Consider the following 21,420-nt stretch of genomic DNA (forward strand, 5'->3'; position numbering starts at 1 on the left):
TTTTCTGGCAAGCCCGGAGATCGAGAACATCTTTGAAAACTCGGACTTCCTTGTGCTGCTCTCGCAGGCGCAGGGCGACAGGCAGATTTTAGCCAAACAGCTCGGTATCAGCCCCCACCAGCTTTCTTATGTGACCCACACCAATTCCGGCGAAGGGTTGTTGTTCTTCGGGAACACCACCATCCCGTTTGTTGACCGCTTCCCGCAGAATACCGAGCTGTACGCCATTATGACCACCCGCCCGGAGGACAAAAAACAGGAAATGAACCGGGCATAACACACTTCGGGCCATGCTGGCCCGAGGTTTGGAAAGGAGGGATACATCATCGAAAAGAAACCGGACAAACGGAATTTTCAAAGGCCGGGGCCGACGGAGGATACCGGGGGCAATCGCCCCGGACCGGCTGAACGGGAAGGACCTTCCCCCGCACCATCCCGGCGTCTGCGGTTTGAGGACGAGGATACCGGACAGGACAGCCCTTCGGGCCATGATGGCCCGAAGTCCAAAAGCGGTAAGTTTCAAGAGGACAGCCGGAAAAGCCGTCCCTCTGACCGCATGAGGCAGGAAGATGAAGCGGGCGGGCCGCAGGATACCGGCAAGGCACAGGAGCCGGAGGGCTCCGCCGAGAAGGCCGGGAGCAAAAAGGACAAGTACCAGAAAGCACAGGCAAAAGCGGAACACGCCGGGGATAAGCTGGGAAAGGCCCGGGAGAAACTGGACAAGACCGAGGCAAAACGGGCAGCGAAGAAGCCGCCGGGGCTTGCAAAAAAGGCAGTCCGGGGAGCCCGTACAGAAGCGTGGTTCTATGTCCACAACAAGATACACGAGGTTGAGCATGAAAATGTGGGTGTGGAAGGAGCCCATAAATCCGAGCTGGCCGCAGAGGCCGGAGCCCGGAAACTGACCCGCTATGCCAAACGCCGCTGGCGGGAACACCCAGCCCGGAAGGTAGCAAAGTGGGAACGGAAGGACATAAAAGCCCGGGCCAATGTGGATTTTCAAAAGATGGCCTCCGAGCACCCGGAACTTGCCAGCAATCCGCTTTCCCGTGTGCAGCAGAAATGGAAACTGAAACGCCGGTATTCCAAAGAAGCAAAGGCGGCTGCAAAACAGGGCGCAAAGGCCGCAAAGAAAACCGCTGCCGCTTCGGGAACTGCGACCCGTCGGGCGGCGCAGTTTGTGACCCGTCATCCCGTGGCGGTGCTGGTCCTGCTCCTGCTGTTGCTGCTCTGTTTTCTTGTGTCGGCGGTAAGCTCTATCTTTCCCACGCTTGGCAGCGGCCTTGCCAATGCGTTATCCGGCACCTCCTACGCCTCGGAGGATACGGACCTGCTGGGCGTGGACGAGGACTACACGGCACTGGAAAACGAGCTGGCGCAGACGGTAGCGAACATCGAAAGCACCCATCCCGGCTATGACGAGTACCGCTATTCCGTGGACGAGATCGGCCATAACCCCTATGAGCTGGCGTCCTATCTCTCGGCAAAGTACCATGTGTATTTCCGGGAACAGGTGCAGGACGAACTGCGGGAGATCTTCGAGGCACAGTATGAGCTGACCTTGACGGAGGAAGTCGAGATACGCTACCGCACCGAAACCAGCACCGACCCGGAGACCGGGGAAACCACCACCGAGGAAGTCCCCTATGAGTATTACATTCTCAATGTGACCCTCACAAACAAGACGCTGCCCGCCGTGATCCTGCCGAGGCTTAACGAACAGCAGCGGGAAATCTACACCGTTATGCAGCAGCTCAAAGGCAACAAACCCTATCTGTGGGAAGGGATTTACAACGGCGGCGAAGATACCGGCCCCAGCTATGAGATACCCGGCGAGGCGCTGGATGACCCGGCTTTTGCGGCGCTCATGGAAGAAGCCACAAAGTACATCGGCTGGCCCTATGTGTGGGGCGGCTCCAGCCCGTCCACCTCCTTTGACTGTTCGGGCTTTGTCTGCTGGGTGTACACGGCCAGCGGCGTCCACAACCTGCCCCGTACCACGGCGCAGGGCATTTATAACCAGTGCGCTATCATTTCCCCCTCCGAGGCAAAGCCCGGCGACATTATCTTTTTCACGGGAACCTATGACAGCCCCGGCCCTGTGTCCCATGTGGGGATTTATGTGGGCGACGGGATGATGCTCCATTGTGGTTCGCCCATCCAATACGCAAACATCAATTCAAGCTACTGGCAGACACATTTCTATGCCTTCGGGCGTTTGTGAGCCAGAGGAAAGGAGTCCTTGCATGAACAAGATCGACAAGCTCGATAAGGAACTGGAAAAAGCCCGGGAGAAGGCTGCCGAGTGGCAGGCCAAAATCCGGGAGCTGGAAAAGCAGAAACAGGAGGAAGAAAACAGCCAGATCGTGCAGGCGGTGCGCTCCCTCAAACTGACGCCCGCCCAGCTTATGGCTTTTTTGAATGACCCCAAAAACAGCCTTACCGCTTCGGGTCATACTGACCCGAAGCCGGAGGCACCCGAAAAGGAGGACACAGCCCATGAAGAAAATTAAATACCGCAGGCTGGCGGCGATGGCTGCCAGCCTTTTGTGTTGCCTGATCTTTACAGTCCCGGCTTATGCACAGAGCAGCGAGCCGCAGCCGGAGACAGCTCCCTCCCCGGCAGAAACCGAAGCGGAGCCGGAAACCCAGAACCCCTTTACCCCGGACGGGACGGGAACCGTGGTGGACAACGCCACCGACGAGGATGGAAAGGAGTTCTACACCATCACCACAGCAGACGAGAGCGTGTTTTATCTGGTGATCGACAAACAGAAAACCAGCGAGAACGTCTATTTCCTCAATACCGTTACCACAGACGACCTTCTGCCTCTTGCTGAACAGGGTAAGGAACCGCCCAAAGAAGTGACCCCTGAGCCAGAGCCAAAGCCGACCGAACCGGTGGAGGAAGTACCGGAACCCGAGCCGGAGAAAAAGGACAGCCCCCTTCTCTCTCTGCTCCTGATCGGTGCGGTGGTGCTGGCCGGCGGTGGGATTGGTTACTATTTCAAGATTTACAAGCCAAAGCATGAGGCCCCGGATTTGGAAGATGATTACTGCGAATATGAGGACGGGGAGCTGGAGGAGATCGCAGAGGAACCCGAGGACGAAGATACCCCGCCGTGGGAGGAAGATACGGAGGAATGAGAATGAATTTTACAAGCAGCCCTTTTGAACGAATGATGAAGGAAGTACCGCACCCCGGCTGGGACAATGACGATCCTTGTAAGGGATGCCGTTACTACAAGGAGTGCAAAGGAAAGAAAAAACAGTGCCGGAAGAAGTTCCGGGCGCTGATCGTGGAGCCCCGCCCTTCGGGCCATCGTGGCCCGAAGTCTTAAATGGACGCCCGGGAGCTGACCCGTGACGAGAAGAAAAAAATCCGTTCTCTGGTCACGGGGATGTGCGCCAACTATGACCGGGAAAGCGGCCTGTGCCTTCCTCTTGACTGTGCCTGCTATATGCTGCACAAGTGCTGGACAGGGGCATACTGCCGTTATTTCCGTGAGGCTGTCCTGCCCCTTAACCCGGAGCTTCAAGCGGCGCTGACAACGGAAGGCATCTCCCCGGAGCTGCGGGCCTGTGCGGTCTGCGGAAAGGCGTTTTTGCCCGAGGGGCGTCAAGCCTACTGTTCCGACGCCTGCAAGGCCGAAGGGAACCGCCGAAAAAGCCGGGAACGCATGAGGAAAATGCGGGAGAAAAGGCCGGGCGGCTGTTACGATTTGCCGCCTCCAAAGGCTTGACATTCCGGGCTTTTTTGAGGGTGTTTCCGGGGTGGGAATATCTTATTACATTCCTCCCCGGTCTGCCCTCTTATTTCGTAACATCCAGCACTTCGGGTCATGTTGACCCGAGGCACAGAAAGGAGGAATCTCTTGGAGACAGTACAAGGATATGTGATTTTGAAAGCTGCCACCTTTGAAACCGGACACGGCTTTGCGCTGGGGCATAATCCGGGAGCGCCGAGCCCCTTTGTGACCTGGCAGTTTACCGAGGGGGAAAACGGCCATCGGGATTACTACTGGGGCCGCTATGGAACCAGTCAGGCGTGGGCGCAGCGGGACTTTGACCGCCGGGTGGACGACTATCAGCAGTTTTACCATGCGGCGGTCAAGCATACCGAGCTGGGACCGGAGGGCGTTTACCGCTATTATTCCACCCAGCGGCCCGTGGACATAGGAACTTACCCGAAGCCGCCGGATAACCAGCCTCTTTCCATCGTCAACTACGATGACGACAGGCGGCGTCCTGTGGCAGACGGCAGGCTGATGGCATGGGGCGAACTGACCTACGCAAAGCCGCTGACCGAAAAGCAGATAGAGGATTATGAACTGAAACCAGCACCGGGCAATCCTGACCGGGTGCGCCCATCCATTACCGCCCGGCTCAAAGAAGGAACCAGAGGGCAGGAACCCCAAAAGGAGCCCGGCCAGAAGCGGAGCCATAAAAACCATGAGGAACGATAAAGGAGGATCGCCATGCACGAAAAAGACAACTATCTGAAAACCGCCGAGCTCTCCACGGAGCAGAACTGCAACATGATCGACGGCGTACCCAACAACACGCCTATCCCACCCACGCCCCCGGAGTTGGACGCAAAACCGCTTGATAAGGTAAAGGAGCCCAAAGAGCGCCGGAAAGGCCGGGAGTTGGAACGCTGATGGAGAACCGCAAGCGGAATGTCCATCTGCACGTTATGGTAACGCCGGACGAGCTGGCAGCCATCCATGAACGGATGGCTGAGGCGGGCATTTCCAACGCCGGGGCTTATGTGCGGAAAATGGCTCTGAATGGATATATCCTGCACATCGACCTTGCACCTGTAAAAGAGTTGATCTCTCTGCAACGGCGCTGTTCTAACAATCTCAATCAGGTTGCCATACACGCACATACCTATGGCGTGTACCCGGAGGAAATCGACGGATTGAAGCGGGACTATGAAAAACTGTGGGGCGAGGTGTCAAAGGTACTGCGGGAGCTCTCCGAGCTGGTGGCAAAGTAAGACGAGGGCGGCAAGCTTCCGTTGCGGGGCTTGCCGCCCTGCTCTTTTTTTACCACTTCGGGCCAGTATGACCCGAAAGTTTGGGACAGGATTTACTAATCTTTCGCAACATTTATGTCCCCGGGCAGGCATGATAAAATAGAGGTAGGAAGGATAGATAAAGGAGGTTTTGAAGATGAAGATACTGCTGAAAATATTGGTTGCTCCCTTTGCTTTAGCGTTGTCCCTTCTGGCGGCTCTGCTGGTGTTCCTATTTGATATTTGTGCCGTCCTGCTGACGATTGCCTCTGTGATCCTGACGGTGCTGGGTGTCGCTCTCTTTTTCACGCCGACGCCCATAGGCGGGATTGTATTTCTGTTTCTTGCCTTCCTTCTTTCGCCGTATGGACTGCAAGCGGCGGCGGGCTCCCTTCTTTGGGCGCTGGACGGAGGCAAATCCGCTCTGTACCGGTTTCTGGCAAGTTAAGCAGCCTCGGGCCATACTGGCCCGAAGTCGGGGCGGTCTGAATGGGCCGCCCCTTTCTCATGGAAAGGAGGAATGATTTTTGGCTACCACAACTTTGTTACAGCGCCATGCGGGCGAAGGCGAAACGATTGCTGAGGCTATCCGGGATTGTCTGGACTATGGCAAGGACCCGGAGAAAACAGAAAGCGGAAAGTATATCTCCGCTTATGAATGTGATCCGGCCACCGTGGCGGACGAGTTCCTTTTGGCAAAGGCCAGCTATGCCGCTATGACGGGCCGGGAACAGAAGAAAGAAAATAATGTGCTGTGCTATCAGATACGACAATCCTTCTATCCGGGCGAGATCACCCCGAAGGAGGCGAACCGTATCGGCTATGAGCTGGCTATGCGCTGGACAAAGGGGCGGCACGCTTTTATCGTTACCACGCACACCGATAAGCAGCACATCCATTGTCACATTTATTACAACTCCACCACCCTTGACTGCACCCGGAAATTCCGAAATTTTTGGGGCTCCAGCTTTGCCCTCCGTCGGCTCTCTGACAGGCTGTGTCTTGAAAACGGGCTGTCCATTGTGGAGAACCCGAAGCCCCGGAGCAAGGGTAAGTATCGGAATTATGGAGAATGGCAGAAAGAACGAAAAGGGCCGCTTTCTTATCAAGACAGGCTGCGCCTTACCATTGATACTGTACTGGCGGAACGCCCCGCCGATCTGGATGAATTTCTTGCCCTGATGAAACGGGCCGGGTATGAGGTCAAGACGGTTCGGGGCGGCGGTATCAGCTTCCGGCTGACCGGGCAGGGACAGGAACGCTTCACCCGTCTGCGCGCCTCCACGCTGGGGGACGGCTACGACTTGCAAGATGTTCTGGCCGCCATTGAGGGCAAAGAAAAACGCCCCGGGCACTCGGAGCGGAAAATCAGTCTGGCGGTGGATATTCAAGCAAAGCTGGCTGCCGGTAAGGGGCCGGGATATGAACGCTGGGCGAAGGTATTTAACATTAAGCAGATGGCCGCCGCTCTTGCCTATATACAGGACAATAACCTGACCGATTATGAGCAGTTGGCGAAGAAAGCCACCGAGGCGGCAGACCGTTTCCATGTTATTTCCGAACAGGTCAAGCAGACGGAGCAGGCCATGAAAACCAATGCCGGGCTAAAGGCCGCAACGGTTCAGTATGCCAAAACCCGCCCAGTCTTTGAGCAGTATAAGGCGACGAAGTACAGCCGGAAATTCCTTGCGGAGCATGAGGCCGACCTTGAACTGTACCGGGCTGCACAAGCGGAAATGCGCTCTCTGCTGGGCGGGGCGAAGCTCCCTAAAATGGATGTGCTGAAGGAGGAAGGCCGCAAGCTCACAGCAAAGAAAAAACAGCTCTATGGAGAATACCAGAAGGCACGACGGGATATGCAGGAGATCGTCACGATCAAGGCGAACATTGACACTCTGATGGGCTACACCGAGCCGGGAAGAAAGCAGGAAAAGGAGCGTTAAGGTTATGAAAATAAGGAGCAAAGCGACGCTGACACTTCGGGCCATGTTGGCCCGAAGATACGGGTTTGGGGCGAGCCCCAACAAGCCGCCTTTGTGCCACTTGTGGCCACAGAGGCATTGCTTGCCACTTAGCGACAGCCCCTAAAATGACGCAAAAAAACAGAGGCCCTTATTCTGGAACCTCCGTTTCCCTGGCTTTCTTAATGCCTTCGGCTGTGGCTTCTATCACGACAAGCTCTTTTTCATTCATGGAGTTTAGAAGTACATCAATGTGCTTTCTACAAGAGCTTGACCTTGCCCCTCCGTCCGCATGAATAAACTGGTCAACTGAAACGTCAAACATAGTAATGAGTTTAACAAAAAGGTCGAAGCTGGGATATTGACCTTTGTTCTCAATATTCATAATGGTACGGGAGTCACGGTCTACTAATTCCGCAACATAGGCTTGTGTCCATCCCTTTTCTTCTCTGGCTCGTTTGAGAGCCGCCCCGAGGCCGTGAAAGTCAAACCTTCTTTCATCTTGGTTCATTCTCATATCACCCTATATCATTGTACATTTCTGGTTGGATTATGAGAATGTAATGAAACTTTATGTAAGGTAGTATTTCATTTCACTATTCACTTGTAAAATCTTGATGTAAAAGCCAACAGGCTATATAATTTATGAAGAAATAATTTTTTCAAAAATTCGTCCGCTGTAACATTTCACGGACATTTGCCTGTTATACTATCTGCAAAAAGCAAAGGAAGTGAGGATATGAAGCAGATTTTAATTGTCGAGGACGACAGTTTTTTGAATAAGATGGTGGCCTATAACCTGACCGCAGACGGCTACGGCGTGACTTCTGCCCTAAATGCCAGAACCGCAGCCGAAGCCATCCGCCAGCGGGAATTTAATTTAGTTCTGCTGGACATCAACCTGCCGGACGGGAACGGTTTTGAACTGTGCAAGCTGATAAAGCCCCAGCACCCGGATACCATCGTGATTTTCCTGACCGCCAACGATCAGGAGAGCGACCAGATACGGGGCTATGAGGTGGGCGCGGTGGACTACATCACAAAGCCCTTTGTGATCGGGGCCTTGCAGCGAAAAATCAAAGCCATGTTCGCCATGCTGGAACACCACAAACCGGCCAAGGACATTTACGACGACGGGCGGCTGTTTCTGGACTTCTCGGAGCAGACGGCTTCCTTAAACGGCAAGCCCCTGACCCTATCCCCGATGGAGTACAAAATGCTGAACCTGTTCCGCAAAAATCCCCGGCAAGTGCTGACCCGTGGGCAGCTTTTGGAAAAGCTGTGGGATATAGACGAAAGGTTTGTAGACGAACACACCCTGACAACTTCTATCAGCCGGATTCGCAGCAAGATTGAATCCGACGGCGGCGCGCCCTACATCAAGACCGTTTACGGCATGGGCTATCAATGGACGGGAGGCGAGGCAAAATGAAGTTTCAAAACCTCTCGGTAAAGCGGCTGTTTGGCCGGGTGGCAATAGGGTTTGCCCTCTCCATGTCCGGGATCACCATAGCCCTTTTTCTTGTGACAAAACAGACGGCGGTGCTGCTGACGGGCGGGGCGCTGCTGTTGTGCGCCCTTGTAGGGATTTTTGTACTGACGCAGGCGTTTGGAAAACGGTTATCACAGTTTACCGCTGACCTGTGCCAGACCTTAGACCACATGATTGCCGGAAATGAAGCGCCCCAGCGGCCAGAGGACAGCGAAACCCAGCTTGCCAGAATCGGACACCGGCTGGCAAGGCTTTACCAGATCATGCAGGAGAACCGCCGCCGGGTGGACGAGGAACGGCAGGAGTTACAGACCCTTGTATCGGATATTTCCCATCAGGTGAAAACGCCGGTAAGCAATCTGAAAATGGCGACGGACACCCTGCTGGAAAAGCCTATGACCGAGGCGGAGCGCACCGACTTTATCCGGGGAATCCGCAGCCAGACGGATAAGCTGGACTTTCTCTTTCAGGCCCTTGTGAAAACCTCCCGTCTGGAAACAGGCGTAATCCAGTTGGACAAGAAACCGGGCCGCCTCTTTGATACCGTGGCACAGGCCATGAGTGGGATCGTGTATGCAGCGGAGAAAAAGGAAATCGCCGTGTCCGTGGACTGCCCGGAGGATTTGACCGTTTCCCATGACAGCCAGGGGACATCGGAAGCCCTCTTTAACCTGCTGGACAATGCGGTGAAGTACCCCCCGGCAGGCGGGAAAATCGCTGTGTCTGTGGTGCTGTGGGAAATGTATGTGGAAATCAAAGTGACCGACACTGGCAAGGGCATTTCCGAAAGCAATCAGGCCGCTATCTTCCAGCGCTTCTATCGTGAGGAAGAAGTACACGAACAGCAGGGTGTGGGCATTGGCCTGTATCTGGCCCGCGAGATCGTAACGCGGCAGGGCGGCTATATCAAAGTGGTTTCGGAGCCGGGCAAGGGTTCGGAATTTTCCATTATGCTTCCCTTGCGTTGAGAGAAACTTTCTGCTTCGGGTCAAGTTGGCCTGAAGTGCAGAGATAAAATGAAATGTCCGAGCGTTGTAACATTTCACCTCAATTTTCAATGAATTTTTTTAGCCGCTGTAACATTTCGCGGACATTTGGGTTTTACAATACACTTATCAACAGGTAGGAAGCCTTGAAAGGAGTTTTGAATATGAGCGTTTTACAGACGATTGACCTGAAAAAGTATTACGGTACAGAACCGAACATTACCCGCGCCCTTGACGGCGTAAATTTCTCCGTGGAGGACGGCGAGTTTGTGGCTGTTGTGGGAACCTCTGGTAGCGGCAAGTCCACCCTGCTTCACATGATGGGCGGGTTGGACACTCCCACCAGCGGAACCGTGATTGTCCGAGGCGAAGAACTGGCAAAGAAGAACGACGAGCAGCTTACCATCTTTCGCCGCCGCAACATCGGCTTTATCTTCCAGAACTATAACCTTGTTCCCATCCTGAATGTGTATGAGAACATCGTCCTGCCGGTGGAGCTGGACGGGGACACGGTGGATCAGAAGTTTTTGGACGAAATTGTTCACCTACTGGGGCTGGAAGATAAACTGAAAAATATGCCGAACAATCTATCCGGCGGACAGCAGCAGCGTGTGGCTATCGCCCGCGCCTTGATTACCAAACCGGCTATCGTGCTGGCGGACGAACCGACCGGCAATCTTGACAGCAAGACCAGCACTGAGGTGCTGGGGCTTATCAAGCGCACCAGTGCGGAGTTCCGGCAAACCGTTGTGATGATTACCCACAACAACGATATTGCCCGTCTTGCAGATCGGATTGTCCGCATTGAGGATGGCAGGATTGTGGAATAAGGAGGTGGCAAGCTATGACATGGCCTTTTGAAAATGATACCAGTGACATTGAAAAGAAGCTGGCAAAGCGCAGTTTGCATCGTGAACGGCAGCGTAATTTATTTGCAATCATTGCTCTTGTGCTAACTGCATTTATGATAACTGCGACATTCAGTATTGGTTTTAGTTATTTTGAAACCTACCAAATGCAACAAATTCGGTTAATGGGAACTACCGCTGATGTCGGAATCACAAATGTAACAGAAAATCAGTTGGTTGAAATTTCAAAATCAAACCTTGTCCTTGACGTAGGTATACAGCAGCGTTTAGGTAGTGTTGATACAGAACAACTGAGAAACGCAAGATTAGGTGTAGTATGGATAAATGATACAGAGTGGGAACACCACCGTCTTCCTACTATATCAGGTGTTGTAGGAAATTACCCATCAAGTAAAAACGAAATTATGCTACCTACATGGGTGCTTGAACAGATGGGCATTTCTGATCCGCAAATAGGGATGGAGATTGTGTTGTCATACCAAATTGGCGATAGCTATGATTATGTCACGGACACCTTTTTGCTGTCGGGCTACTATACGGACTACATTCCAATGCGCACAAATAATCGTGGTTATGTTTATGTTTCATCCGCTTTTAAGGATAGCTTAAATGTATCACTGGATAATAGTGTTACGGCAATGATCCGTTTTCAAGGCAATGATAATGCTGACAAAAACTGTGAAAGATTGCGGCGTGAGATTGACTTTACAGAAGGGCAAACATTTGAAATTGTACCATTAGAACAGGCAAATGGTGGAACTATTATTTTAGCTGTAATAATTTTAGCAGTTTTTATATCCTTTAGCGGCTATCTGCTGATTTATAATATTCTTTATGTCTCTGTCGTAAAAGATGTGCAATTCTATGGCCGTCTTAAAACGATTGGAACGACCCAAAGGCAGATAAAGAGAATTATCTATAAGCAGGCAATCAGAATCTCTTGTATTGGTATTCCGATTGGTCTGTTACTTGGTGCGGTTGTTTCCTTTGGCATTGTTCCTTACTTCCTGAATATGATGTATTCAACAAATTCTGATGTGGGAACAAAAGTATCTTTTTCGCCGTTTATTTTCATAGGAGCGGCCATATTTACGTTCATTACCGTTATGATTGCAAGCATGAAGCCCGCCAAAATTGCCGGAAGTGTTTCACCAATAGCAGCACTCCAATATACAGCAGCCAGCACACAGAGCAGCGCCAGAAATTGTAGCAAAATGAAGTTGTCCAGAATGGCATGGAACAATGTCTTTCGTAATGCTAAGAGTACAACCCTTGTTTTTGCATCGCTTTTTTTCGGCCTTTCCTTGTTCCTTGTCGTCACAGGGCTATTACATGGTTTAAGCCCGGAGAATTATGTGAGCCAATGGGGAGTAAGCGATTTTGCACTCACATATAGTATCCACGAAAGAGAAGATTTAATTTCCAGCGAAATGGTTTCAGAGATTGGTCAGCTTGACGGCATTGAGAATTTGAGGTTGACCTATGCACCTTATCCTCAAGTAGCAGCAGATGTTGTATATGACGATGCTGTATTTCACGAGTTTCTTGCGTCATTAGACGGAGTAAACGGCATTGATTTTTCTGATCCGGCAAAATTAGAAAATTATCAGCAAAACTTTTTTAGCGGGGTTTTTGGAATTGACAGTGCATATTTGGAAGAAATCAATAAAACCTTAAACTTGCCTATTGACACGTCTGCCTTTGAACAAGGAAAGGTTGTGCTGCTGTCCAAAACAGTAGAAGGCCTTATTCAGCCAGGGCAGGAAATAACAATCCAGACGCAGAACGGACAGCATTCCTTTATTGTAGCGAACGGTTATTTGAATGAAGGGTTTCGAGCAGGAGGAGGCAATGAGAGAGGGACGGCTCCTGATTTGTATATTAGTCAAACAGCTTTGAAAGAACTCTTTCCGCAATATAGAGTGTTCCGCGTGGCCTTTGATACGGATGGTCAACATGACGAAAGTATACTGCAAGAATTAAAGCAAATCACCGCATCACAAGCTAACATTGATATTATATCCCGATATGAACGGCGAGAAGAAATGCAGGAATATCTCATTACAGCAAAGGTTTTAGGAACAGGGTTGTCCGTGATCCTGCTGCTTGTTGGTGTCATGAACTTTGTCAATACAATGGTTGTCAATGTAAATACTCGGCGCTATGAATTAGCTGTTCTTGAAAGCATTGGAATGACAAAGCGACAAATCAAACGAATGCTATTTATGGAAGGTTTCTATTATTGGGGCGTTTCCCTTTCCCTTGCAGTCACCATTGGAACAGCAATCTTCATCTTGCTATATATGATTTTTAGTAAAGTGGCCTATTATGCTGTTTTCTCCTATCCATTTATCCCACTGGTGCTGGTGTCTGGACTGGTGTTGCTAATCTGCCTTATTGTGCCTATATGGGTCTACAAAACTGACGTTAACCTTCCAGTTGTGGAGCGATTGCGGTTGACAGAGTGAGTTTAATCAAATAGCAAAACATCCTTAGATCAATCATATCGAAGCGGAGCAGATTTTAGCGGCTCCGCTTCTTTAGTATTTTTCAAAAAATTCTTTTGAAATGTCCGAGCTTTGTAACAATTCAGCCTGTTTTTCTGTCGAAATCAAAGACGCCTCGGACATTTGTGTAACATTTGTAGTTTATGCTTGTGGTAAATCAATTAAGAAACATCTGCCCCCACAGCGGGGAAAAGAAAAAAACCGCTGACGGGCAGAGGATTTCGTGTGCTTTCCTATATCACTGACGATATGGCGGTTTTGAGAAATCAGAGCCGCCGTTTCTTTTCGCCCCCTAAACCAACGACGACCTAACACCGTGTAAATCCACGGCGGCATATAGGAGGATTGCCGCCGTGTCTATCTTTGCCTTTTTTCACAGTGCCCATGACCTACATCAGTTAAAAAAAGCATAGCCCCGCCTCCGGGTTATTCCGGCTATGTATGCGAAATTTGTTGGAACCTTAACTATTATGTCATTTCATGCGTCCGTGTGGCTTCATGCCGCCCGGGCGCTTTTGCGTTCTTATGGGGCTGCTTCGGGTCATGTTGGCCCGAAGTCATTCCCCGGTGCCGCTCCCCGCCGCCTTCGTTTCGGTCACTCGTCAACCAACAACCGAAACGGAGGTCAATATGGCTATTATCAATTTGCGGGACTATTACCCATTCTATACATCGGATTGCTTCATGGAAGTATCGGAAGAAGTTGCAGAAATGTTCAAAGAGTTTGATCGTAAAGAGGCTGCTTATCGGCTGCGTACATACCGCCACAAAGCCTACTATTCCCTTGATCGGGATGACGGGCTGGAGCATGAGGCTGTCTTTGTCGCTTTATCTCCCCATGAACTGTATGAGCGGAAAGTGACCATGCAGGAACTTCACGCAGCGATTACCAGTCTGCCAGACAAACAGGCAAAACGGATTTACGCCCATTTCATTCTCGGCATGACCAAACAGGACATTGCCCGGGCAGAGGGCGTCCATGAAAAAGTGATTCGTGTCGCAATCGAGCGAGGTCTGCGTCGCTTAGAAAAAATTTTGAAAAATTCTTTGTAAGGCGTACCGATTTAGGCCGGAAAATGAAATGGCTTATGAGAGGTAAAACACTTCGGGTCACAATGGCCCGAGGTTCAGACAAGCCTCATGCAGATTGAAAATTGAATAAAAAGACACCCGGATACGAAGGGGAACGCGCTGTGTGACAGACCCGCCATGACCTCAGATTTCAGAGAATACAGTCTTTGTAAAACTGAGCGAGCGAACAGGTCCATGCCATAGGTGGGGCAAGGCTGGCTCCACCGGAACAGGCGCAGAACCCGGATACTTGCGTTTAGTCACAGTCCGAGCGTTGAAGCGGTCTTGCAAGCCGTGAGCCGTCGCAGGCAATGAGAACGCCTTGCCATCAGAATGGGGAGAGTTGAAATACTATGGGGCATGAAGCCTATGTCCGTCCGGTGTGTCTGAAATGAAATGAAAACCTATGGGGAGCCCCCGGCAATGCTGTCTGATGATAGGCCAACCGATCCGGCGTGGCTCCCCATCTTTTCAAAAGAGGAGCACTTTATGGGAAATGCGTTTGGAATAATCCCCGGCTTGGAACCGGACGAATGGAGCAATGACGCCTGCCGTGGTTATGTCATTATGGCAATGGAGAACTGCGGATTTTCAAAGAAGGATATACGGCGAGTTGTGGGGCAACTTTATGAAATATTTGACCTCAACAGCGTGGAGGACGCCAAAGAAAAGTACCTTTCCAGTCCTTGCTGACCTCGGGCCACATTGACCCGAAGTGGAGAAAGCTCAAAGGGCGGCACCTGCTGGGTGCCGTCTTTTGACATTTCCCCACGGGACAAGTGGGAAAGGCAGGCATATACACGCACTTTCGCAAAGGAGGTTTTCAATGACGCAAGCTGTCACTTATGAACGAGAAACAAAGTCTGTCGCATTTCAAGGGAAGATCATTGTGCTGGAAAGCCTCACGCCGGTACTTCCCCCGAAGGAGAAAGCACAGCGCAAAAAAGAAATTGAGCGTTGTCTTTATGAGGTGTTCCGCAAATATGGAGACAGATTTCCCTAATCATTCGCAACATTGTTGTCCGGGGCTGCTGATGGTATAATATAGTTGTAAGGTTGGTAGCTCCATTCCAACAAGGAAAGGAGCCCAATATGGAATTTATCAGAGAAGATTGTATTTACGCAAGACAGTCAGTAGACCGCAAGGACAGTATCAGCATTGAAAGTCAGATCGACTTTTGCAAGTATGAATTGAAAGGTGGGAGCTGCCGGGTATTCAAGGACAAAGGCTATTCCGGTAAGAATACGGACAGGCCGGAGTTTCAAAAGCTGCTGGGCGAGATCCGCAAGGGAAAGGTCAGGCGGGTCATCGTGTATAAACTGGACCGTATAAGCCGCTCTATTCTGGACTTTGCAACGATGATGGAGCTGTTTCAAGAGTATGATGTGGAGTTTGTATCATCCACAGAAAAGTTTGATACTTCGACCCCGATGGGCCGGGCCATGCTGAATATCTGCATTGTATTCGCCCAGCTTGAACGTGAGACAATTCAGAAGCGTGTCACAGACGCCTACTATTCACGGTGCCTGAAAGGCTTTCACATGAGCGGACAGGCACCATACGGTTATCAGTTAGAGCCTACTGTGGTAGAGGGTATCCGCACAAAGAAAATGGTTGCCGACCCCGTAGCCGCCGACCATGTTCGGCTGATGTTTGAAATGTACGCTGAACCGGAAACCTCCTTCGGAGATATTACCCGATACTTCGAGGAACATGACATAAAAATTTATGGCAAATCCATGTTCCGTACATTTCTTTCCCAGCTTTTAAGAAACCCCGTTTACGCACAGGCCGATTTGGAGCTGTACGAATTTTTCAAGAGCCAGGGCGCAGCGATTGTCAATGACGCTTCCGACTTTGCCGGAACAAACGGCTGCTATCTCTATCAGGGGCGGGATGTGAAGGAGGACAAGGACAGGTGCTTAAAAGACCAGATACTTGTTATCGCTCCCCACGAAGCACTCATTTCCTCTGACACATGGCTTAAATGCCGGAAAAAACTTATGGCAAATACCACCTTCCAGCAGGGACGGAAACCGAAAAATACTTGGCTGGCCGGAAAAATCAAATGCGGGTATTGTGGGTATGCTCTGAAAGCCACCCATGTACCAAACAGCACCGGATATTTCCGCTGTACCAAACGGACGGAAAACAAAGGCTGTCCGGGCTGCGGGAAAATCCGCAAAGAAGAATTTGAGCAATTCATTTTCTCGGCCATGCAGGAAAAGTTCAAAGACTTTCAGATACTCCACGGCAGAGAGGAAAAAGTCAATCCGAAGCTGACCGCCTATCAAGTGGAGCTGGCACAGGTGGAGTCAGAAATTGAAAAGCTGCTTGATACGCTGACCGGAGCCAATGCGACCTTGCTTGCCTACGCTAATAAAAAAATTGAAGAACTGGACACCCGACGCCAGACCATTTCAAAGGCAATCGCTGAATTGAGCGTTGAAATCATATCTCCCCAGCAGATAAAGAAGTTATCCTATTATCTCGACAACTGGGACAGCATAGATTTTGACGACAAAAGAAAAGCCGCCGATGGTTTGATCTCTACGATCAAGGCCACCAGCGACCGTGTTCAGATAGAGTGGAAAATCTGACATTTCCGCTCTATCGCCCCTCATTTCTATTTTATCTTGTTTGTACCCCTTGTACACCGATGTTTATGATGGCTTTGTATTTGGAACGCCGGTCCACTGGGCAGGAGCTGCCGGTGCAATCACTTCTTTTCTGGACCGTGCTTTTTATGCCGATTTAAACGGAGGCGGCAGACGATTCTATTTGAAACCTGTAGCGGCGATTATGTCGGCTAGACGAGCCGGAACGACGGCTACATGGGATCAGCTGAACAAGTATTTTGGTCTGATGCAGATGCCTATTATTACGTCTCGTTATTGGAACATGATGCATGGAACAACACCGCAGGAAGTAATGCAGGACCGTGAGGGCCTTGCGACTCTTCGAACACTGGGTCATAATATGGCTTATTATCTCAAGTGCAAAGAGGTAGGCAGCAAGCTGGTGCCTCTGCCCCCGGAAGAACCGTGGGAAATGACAAATTTCATTCGATAAGGAACCAATAAAGGATAGGAGGTCAACCCCAATGCAAAGCAAAACGATTGGAAAAATCATCGTGGATCTTGGCATGACCGTCCTTGCAAAAAAGAAGTGAGCATGATATAATATGGATAAGAAAGCAAAAGTCACCGCAATGGTGTGAAAATAGATTTTGGCTGTTTCCATAAGGAGTAGATCGAGAGGCGTTATCCTCAGTGGCTGAAAATACAGATGTGAGATGCTTGCAGCAAGCTATTTGTATAAGCCGAAAGGCCGCAGAAATGCGGCTTTTCCTAAATACGTGAGTTAGCCGAACCTAACGTATCAGCGTGCACGTGCTGATTAGATAAATCTAACTATAAAAGGAGAGACAGCAATGCGAGAACACAAGAATTTCTGGGACAGAAATGCAGGTCTGTATGACTGCTTTATGCGAAAAGACAGGGCAGTATACGAGAAAATGTATGAGCTGATCCGTCCGGTCGTGAAAGACAAAACAGTGCTGGAGGTGGCTACCGGAACGGGACTGATCGCCAAGCACATCGTAAAAGCAGCGGCACACATCGAGGCGACGGATGCCTCTCCGGAAATGATTACAGAGGCCAAACGGGGGAATTACTCTGCGAAGCTGCGTTTTTCCGTGCAGGATATGTTTTCTCTGCCATACGCGAGCAAATCATTCGATGTGGTAATCGTATCAAACGCACTGCACATTGTGCCTCAGCCAGAAAAATCATTGCGAGAGATCAAACGGGTGCTGAAGGATGACGGTGTGCTGATCGCGCCTACCTTTACGCACGCAGAAAACTCATTTCCCGGCAAGGTCAAAGCCTTTTTCATGAATCTGGCAGGCTTTCCTCTCCACAGCAAGTGGACGAGTGAAGAATACCTAAAATTTCTGCAACAGAATGATTGGACAGTGCGAAAAAGTGTTGTTCTAAAGGCCTCTTTTCCGCTGACCTATACGGAATGTGTGAAATCGGAGGTGTGATATGTCCTTCTTTGAAAACACCCGCAAGCCCGTAGGCTTTAGCGGAAAGATCATGGTTGCTATGATGAACTTTGGGCACAGCGCAATGGCAGCGTGGGGATTGCATTTTTTGCAGCCTGCCCCGGATGCCATGGTGCTGGACTGCGGCTGCGGCGGTGGAGCGAACATCAAAACGCTGCTGAAGCTGTGTCCCAAGGGCAAGGTGCAGGGCATCGACTATTCAGCAGTCAGTGTAGAAAAAGCGCGAAAGGTCAATGCAGGTGCCATTGCAGCAGGGCAGTGTACTGTGCAGCAGGCAAGTGTAGCAGAGTTGCCGTTTGAAGCGGAGCAGTTTGATGTAGTGACCGCATTTGAAACGGTCTATTTCTGGCCGGAACTTGCGCAGAATTTCAGAGAGGTCTATCGGGTGCTGAAGCCCGGCGGGACTTTTTTCATCTGTAACGAAGCAAACGGTGAAACAGCAAAAGACGACAAATGGACGCAAATCATTAACGGTATGACCATCTATACGGATGCTGATCTGAAAGTGTATCTGGAGCAAGCAGGCTTTGGCAGGGTTCAGAGTCACAAAAATAAAAAGGGCTGGCTGTGTGTCACAGCACAGAAATGAGGTGCGATCATGTCGAAAAGGCAACGGAATTTCAAAGAAAAGCAATGAGCTGGATGTACCGGGGCAAGGAAATCTTCAAGCCTTTGAACACCGGCTGGATCGACGAGAATGTTGCCTGCGTGCGCGAATGGGTGGCGAACATCTTCTTCTACCACAAAGGCGATACGACCATTATGGTCGATGCGGGATATAACTACGACCGCCTTGCCGAAAAAATGAGCTGGCTTGGGATTGATCCGAAGTCGATACACCATATCCTTATCACCCATCAGGACACCGACCATGTGGGTGCGGTGGAAGCAGACAGTCCGGGGCTGTTCCGGAATGCGAATCTGTACATCGGCGAGATCGAGAACCGGTATCTGATCGGAGAAACACGCCGCAAGGTTATTTATCATCTCTATAAGCTGCCGCAAGTGACCATCTACAACGAAAAGCAGCTGCTTCACGATGGAGAGGTCTTTGATATTGACAGCGTCAGGATCGAGTGTTTTCTGGTTCCTGGTCATACATGGGGACATATGGTCTACCTCATTGACGATAAGTACCTTTTTACCGGCGACACGCTGTGGTTTGGCGCGGACGGCGGCTACAGCTTCATTTCCTCGCTGGCGGAGGACAATAAGCTGGCTGTGCAGTCACTGGCGGAGCTGGAGCGGAAACTGCGCGCACGTGGGCTGCATCCATATTTCATCACCGGTCACACGGGATGGACGGACAATTTTGCCTTTGCGTTTGCCCACAAAGACAAGCACTGTTCACCATTCAAAAAACGAGTACATGACCCATCGGCACCCTATGATGCCTACGACGAATCGGACGACACCGAAGAAAATGCAAAGAGCGGTTTTCTGAAAGGCGTGGGAAGATGAGGGACAGCGAATTACAAATTGACCGTAGCTGCCATGTGCTATATTCCAAACCCTGCAAAAAGGAAATTCTGGCGAAAATCACTCTGCACTATCCGGAGGTGGAGCGCGAGGCGGTCTGGGAGCAGGTGCAGCTGAGATACGCAGAGCTTCTTTCCAAGTGGCGCACCGACCTCGGCGGTAAAAAGAATTTTCACAACGGCGTAGGCGGCACCTACGACTGCATCGCCATCATGAGCTATTATGTGGTCTGCAAAGCAATTACTTCGTTCCGTGAAATTGAAGAGATGGAGGAAAATCTGATCCTGCCGACCTTCCGCAAGCTGAAATTCGTGGACTGCAACAAGCCGTTCTGGAGGAAGCTGATGTACAGGGCGTTTGTTCGTGCGAAAAGCGGCTGCGACAAATGGCACGATTACGAGATGTCGGTTGCGCCTTACGAAAACGGCAAGCCTATTTATTATGAGTTTACGTCGTGTCCGGCGGCGGAGTTCGCCATCCGGCACGGTCTTACGGACATCATGCCCGCCCTGTGCAATGTGGACTATGCGTCCATGGAACTGCTCCATGCCAAGCTGGTGCGAACGACCACCTGCGTGGACGGCTGCCGATGCGACTACACCATCTGCGGCGATAAAGACCCGTACTTGAAGGGACATCCCGAATACCGGGATGAGGCGGGATTCAGGAGGAATCGGTAATGCTTTTACAGGTGATTTTGGAAGGCATCGGGCTGGGCGTTCTGCTCATTTTGGTTTGCGCCATCGGTATCTGCAAGGGCGCGGTGGGCATGGTGCATCTTTACAGCCAGGAGGTGCAGGAGCGGTGCGTAACGCTGGGACTTACAACACACGCGAAAATCAAGCGAAATGCTTTGATTTTTAAAGCTGTCTGCGTCCCCGGATACATCGCCTATGTGCTGGTCTGCGTCTATGCGCTCAACGGCGCAAAGGGCTTCGTTCAGGGCTTCTGGCAGCTGCTGGTCATACTGTCCGTTATGAATCTCATAGACCGATTTTGGGTTGACGGCTATTGGGTAGGACATACGAACGCATGGGAAATTCCGGGAACGGAAGACCTGAAACCCTACATTACAGCCAAGGATAAGGGCAAAAAGTGGCTGTTCGGCACAATTGGTATGGCGGTCATTTCGGCAGTACTGGCGGCGATTATGATGCTTTTTATGAAAATATGAGGTGATAGAAATGCTGCTTCAAACATATGGCGACAGGAGGAATCCTGCCGTGCTGTTCTTTCATGCAATGGGTGTGACAGGAGCGAGCAGCGAACCGATTGCGAGGTATTTGCAGGATCGATATTTCTGCATCTTGCCCACCTCCACCGTTTACTGCGAGGGGCAGAAATATGTCAGCAAGCAGGACGAAATACGGCAGGTGGAGGACTTTCTGCATCGACAGGGCGTGGAGCGGCTGGCGATGGTGGTCGCTTCTTCCATCGGTGCAGACCTTGCCATGGCGTTTCTGACGCAGACGAAGCTGCCTGTGGAGCACGCTTTCTTTGACGGCGGGCAGTTCGCCCAAATCGGAAAGGGCACGCGCCGTATCATGACGCCGTTTCTGTATTTTGCCATCAAGAGCCTATATTGGTCGAAGGGCGGTACGCTGAAAAAGATACTGTGGTGTGACGACGATTCCATAAAGTCGTATTTTATAGACGCTGGGAAAAATCTGACCTACACAAATTTGCGGCGACAGATTCTGGACAGCCTGGAGGATAAACCCTTTCCAGCACTTTCCGAAGAACTGCAAAAGCATCTCTATTTCGAGTTTGGCAGCATAGAAGATCATTTCAAATACCGTCAAGCGGTGATAGAAGCCTATCCCTGCGGCAATTATCCCGTATTTGAGGGATACGATCACATGCAATATCAGATTCGTGATCCGAAGGGCTTTGCTGAGATGCTGGCATTTATCGCTGAACAGGACGGTATGCCGAAGCTGCCGTTTATCAGAAAGTGAGAGGACC

The 21,420-nt window shown here is 50.8% G+C and carries 26 protein-coding genes and 1 pseudogene; 26 read left to right on the plus strand and 1 reads right to left on the minus strand.

What is annotated here, in order from left to right; translation table 11 throughout:
• From DWW13_RS00045 to DWW13_RS00100, 11 genes and pseudogenes are all read left to right on the plus strand, one after another.
• Nucleotides 1–277, plus strand: a pseudogene (locus DWW13_RS00045) (VirB4-like conjugal transfer ATPase, CD1110 family); the annotation flags it as partial.
• 279 nt (nt 278–556) lie between these two features.
• The gene (locus DWW13_RS00055; RefSeq protein WP_118718934.1) at nt 557–2,224 is read left to right on the plus strand and encodes a C40 family peptidase; all 1,668 of its coding nucleotides are present in this window, start codon (nt 557–559) and stop codon (nt 2,222–2,224) included.
• Between the two features lie 22 nt (nt 2,225–2,246).
• Nucleotides 2,247–2,513: a DUF4315 family protein gene (locus DWW13_RS00060; RefSeq protein ID WP_005927622.1), complete on the plus strand. Its 267-nt coding sequence runs from the start codon at nt 2,247–2,249 to the stop codon at nt 2,511–2,513.
• Nucleotides 2,500–3,147 (plus strand): DUF4366 domain-containing protein, encoded by a 648-nt coding sequence (locus DWW13_RS00065; protein ID WP_032521002.1) that lies wholly within the window; start codon nt 2,500–2,502, stop codon nt 3,145–3,147. Before DWW13_RS00060 ends, DWW13_RS00065 begins: the two co-directional genes overlap by 14 nt.
• A 2-nt stretch (nt 3,148–3,149) precedes the next feature.
• A complete protein-coding gene (locus DWW13_RS00070) occupies nt 3,150–3,341 on the plus strand; it encodes a hypothetical protein (protein ID WP_003500082.1) in 192 nt (63 codons plus the stop codon).
• Nucleotides 3,342–3,743: a cysteine-rich VLP protein gene (locus tag DWW13_RS00075; protein WP_118686763.1), complete on the plus strand. Its 402-nt coding sequence runs from the start codon at nt 3,342–3,344 to the stop codon at nt 3,741–3,743.
• Nucleotides 3,744–3,842: 99 nt separating this feature from the next.
• Nucleotides 3,843–4,466, plus strand: a complete 624-nt coding sequence (locus tag DWW13_RS00080; protein ID WP_118718936.1) for a hypothetical protein — start codon at nt 3,843–3,845, stop codon at nt 4,464–4,466.
• 12 nt (nt 4,467–4,478) lie between these two features.
• Nucleotides 4,479–4,661 carry a DUF4316 domain-containing protein gene (locus tag DWW13_RS00085; RefSeq protein WP_003500078.1) on the plus strand — a complete coding sequence of 61 codons (183 nt, stop codon included), beginning with the start codon at nt 4,479–4,481 and terminating at the stop codon, nt 4,659–4,661.
• Nucleotides 4,661–5,002, plus strand: coding sequence for a plasmid mobilization protein (locus DWW13_RS00090; RefSeq protein WP_012741672.1), 342 nt, complete (start codon nt 4,661–4,663; stop codon nt 5,000–5,002). The genes DWW13_RS00085 and DWW13_RS00090 overlap by 1 nt, the downstream gene beginning before the upstream one ends.
• Before the next feature lie 175 nt (nt 5,003–5,177).
• Nucleotides 5,178–5,468: a CD1845 family protein gene (locus DWW13_RS00095; RefSeq protein WP_005927606.1), complete on the plus strand. Its 291-nt coding sequence runs from the start codon at nt 5,178–5,180 to the stop codon at nt 5,466–5,468.
• 79 nt (nt 5,469–5,547) lie between these two features.
• Nucleotides 5,548–6,963, plus strand: coding sequence for a relaxase/mobilization nuclease domain-containing protein (locus DWW13_RS00100; protein ID WP_118718938.1), 1,416 nt, complete (start codon nt 5,548–5,550; stop codon nt 6,961–6,963).
• A gap of 169 nt (nt 6,964–7,132) precedes the next feature.
• Here the strand turns inward: DWW13_RS00100 and DWW13_RS00105 are convergent, their stop codons facing one another.
• The gene (locus DWW13_RS00105; RefSeq protein WP_036626676.1) at nt 7,133–7,492 is read right to left on the minus strand and encodes a helix-turn-helix transcriptional regulator; all 360 of its coding nucleotides are present in this window, start codon (nt 7,490–7,492) and stop codon (nt 7,133–7,135) included.
• A gap of 228 nt (nt 7,493–7,720) precedes the next feature.
• On the opposite strand from DWW13_RS00105, the gene DWW13_RS00110 reads away from it, so the two are divergent.
• From DWW13_RS00110 to DWW13_RS00175, 15 genes are all read left to right on the plus strand, one after another.
• Complete coding sequence (locus tag DWW13_RS00110) at nt 7,721–8,413, plus strand: response regulator transcription factor (RefSeq protein WP_118718940.1); 693 nt, start codon at nt 7,721–7,723, stop codon at nt 8,411–8,413.
• On the plus strand, nt 8,410–9,441 hold the full coding sequence (locus tag DWW13_RS00115) for a sensor histidine kinase (protein ID WP_118718942.1): 1,032 nt from the start codon (nt 8,410–8,412) through the stop codon (nt 9,439–9,441). Before DWW13_RS00110 ends, DWW13_RS00115 begins: the two co-directional genes overlap by 4 nt.
• Nucleotides 9,442–9,623: 182 nt before the next feature.
• Nucleotides 9,624–10,289, plus strand: a complete 666-nt coding sequence (locus DWW13_RS00120; RefSeq protein WP_117482849.1) for an ABC transporter ATP-binding protein — start codon at nt 9,624–9,626, stop codon at nt 10,287–10,289.
• Nucleotides 10,290–10,303: 14 nt separating this feature from the next.
• A complete protein-coding gene (locus tag DWW13_RS00125; protein WP_117482848.1) occupies nt 10,304–12,796 on the plus strand; it encodes an ABC transporter permease in 2,493 nt (830 codons plus the stop codon).
• Between the two features lie 669 nt (nt 12,797–13,465).
• A complete protein-coding gene (locus tag DWW13_RS00130; protein WP_181968500.1) occupies nt 13,466–13,888 on the plus strand; it encodes an RNA polymerase sigma factor in 423 nt (140 codons plus the stop codon).
• Nucleotides 13,889–14,329: 441 nt separating this feature from the next.
• Nucleotides 14,330–14,599 carry a hypothetical protein gene (locus tag DWW13_RS00135; RefSeq protein WP_117482847.1) on the plus strand — a complete coding sequence of 90 codons (270 nt, stop codon included), beginning with the start codon at nt 14,330–14,332 and terminating at the stop codon, nt 14,597–14,599.
• Between the two features lie 133 nt (nt 14,600–14,732).
• On the plus strand, nt 14,733–14,909 hold the full coding sequence (locus tag DWW13_RS18930; RefSeq protein ID WP_165483719.1) for a hypothetical protein: 177 nt from the start codon (nt 14,733–14,735) through the stop codon (nt 14,907–14,909).
• An 89-nt stretch (nt 14,910–14,998) separates the two neighbouring features.
• Entirely contained in the window at nt 14,999–16,507 is a 1,509-nt protein-coding gene (locus DWW13_RS00140) for a recombinase family protein (protein WP_117482846.1), read from the plus strand.
• A 49-nt stretch (nt 16,508–16,556) separates the two neighbouring features.
• Nucleotides 16,557–16,979 carry a flavodoxin family protein gene (locus tag DWW13_RS00145; RefSeq protein ID WP_330425582.1) on the plus strand — a complete coding sequence of 141 codons (423 nt, stop codon included), beginning with the start codon at nt 16,557–16,559 and terminating at the stop codon, nt 16,977–16,979.
• Between the two features lie 361 nt (nt 16,980–17,340).
• On the plus strand, nt 17,341–17,955 hold the full coding sequence (locus DWW13_RS00150; protein ID WP_117760435.1) for a class I SAM-dependent methyltransferase: 615 nt from the start codon (nt 17,341–17,343) through the stop codon (nt 17,953–17,955).
• 1 nt (nt 17,956) lies between these two features.
• Nucleotides 17,957–18,565, plus strand: coding sequence for a class I SAM-dependent methyltransferase (locus DWW13_RS00155; RefSeq protein ID WP_117760434.1), 609 nt, complete (start codon nt 17,957–17,959; stop codon nt 18,563–18,565).
• Nucleotides 18,562–19,437, plus strand: a complete 876-nt coding sequence (locus tag DWW13_RS00160; protein WP_118601186.1) for an MBL fold metallo-hydrolase — start codon at nt 18,562–18,564, stop codon at nt 19,435–19,437. The genes DWW13_RS00155 and DWW13_RS00160 overlap by 4 nt, the downstream gene beginning before the upstream one ends.
• A complete protein-coding gene (locus tag DWW13_RS00165) occupies nt 19,434–20,135 on the plus strand; it encodes an L-2-amino-thiazoline-4-carboxylic acid hydrolase (protein ID WP_055267104.1) in 702 nt (233 codons plus the stop codon). Before DWW13_RS00160 ends, DWW13_RS00165 begins: the two co-directional genes overlap by 4 nt.
• Nucleotides 20,135–20,629, plus strand: coding sequence for a hypothetical protein (locus tag DWW13_RS00170; protein WP_118601187.1), 495 nt, complete (start codon nt 20,135–20,137; stop codon nt 20,627–20,629). The genes DWW13_RS00165 and DWW13_RS00170 overlap by 1 nt, the downstream gene beginning before the upstream one ends.
• 10 nt (nt 20,630–20,639) lie before the next feature.
• The gene (locus DWW13_RS00175; RefSeq protein WP_055267099.1) at nt 20,640–21,413 is read left to right on the plus strand and encodes an alpha/beta fold hydrolase; all 774 of its coding nucleotides are present in this window, start codon (nt 20,640–20,642) and stop codon (nt 21,411–21,413) included.
• Nucleotides 21,414–21,420: the final 7 nt, after the last annotated feature.

Source organism: Blautia sp. AF14-40 (assembly GCF_003479665.1).
GTDB classification, from domain to species: Bacteria; Bacillota; Clostridia; order Lachnospirales; family Lachnospiraceae; genus Fusicatenibacter; species Fusicatenibacter saccharivorans.